1 protein-coding gene is annotated in these 735 nt (G+C 44.6%); it reads right to left on the reverse strand.

The features are described 5' to 3' along the window. Nucleotides 1-233: 233 nt before the first annotated feature. A partial coding sequence (locus HMPREF2756_RS11470) for a hypothetical protein (protein WP_246825853.1) occupies nt 234-735 on the reverse strand: 502 nt, incomplete at its 5' end.

A 735-nucleotide genomic window follows, 5' to 3' on the forward strand; every position in this document is an offset into this window, starting at 1 on the left:
CCCCGCCTGCCGCAACAGCTCTAACTGCCGCTCTAAAACACCATCCTCCCGCACATAAACAACCGGGAAAAAGACGTCATCCCACTCATCAGTATAGAAACCCATAATATTTCTACTCCTTAATCAAAATAAACGCTCATCATGATGCGGAAATAAAAAATTTGAGGGTCATCCATGAAGTGGCAGTATCCCAATCATGAATAACCCTCAATATATACGAACGTGCTTATATACTATTCTGTATCATCAACATCTTCACTATGCACCAGGTGCACCTTCGAGGCAAGAGCAGGGTCATACAATGGTGATTCAGGATAATACCGAGGGTCTTCCACATAGACTCCGGTAGAATCCTTATCATCAATCGTAAACCCATAGACGATCCCTTCTTTATCGTAGAGAGGGTCCGGGGCACCGTTCGGGAAGTTCCTGCGTTGTTCTTCTTCAAAATCAGACCAGGGGTATCGCACACCTTTACCGGCAATCATCACATTTTCCGCACCCATCAGCTCCTCAAGCTGTGGAATATACGAGGTGGGCAGACCAACGCCATACCCCACCACCACAGGGTACTGTTCATAAATATTTCCCCGGAATTTGGAATAATGGTAAACCATATTTTCAGCTAGTTGAAGGGCATACTCCGGAGCATAAAAAGGTGAACAACTTTCCTGGACGCTAAAGAGATCTTCAAAGTTCTTATAGAATACAAAAAGACCCTGACGCATATCATTC

The organism is Rothia sp. HMSC067H10 (assembly GCF_001810635.1).
Classification (GTDB): domain Bacteria; phylum Actinomycetota; class Actinomycetes; order Actinomycetales; family Micrococcaceae; genus Rothia; species Rothia dentocariosa.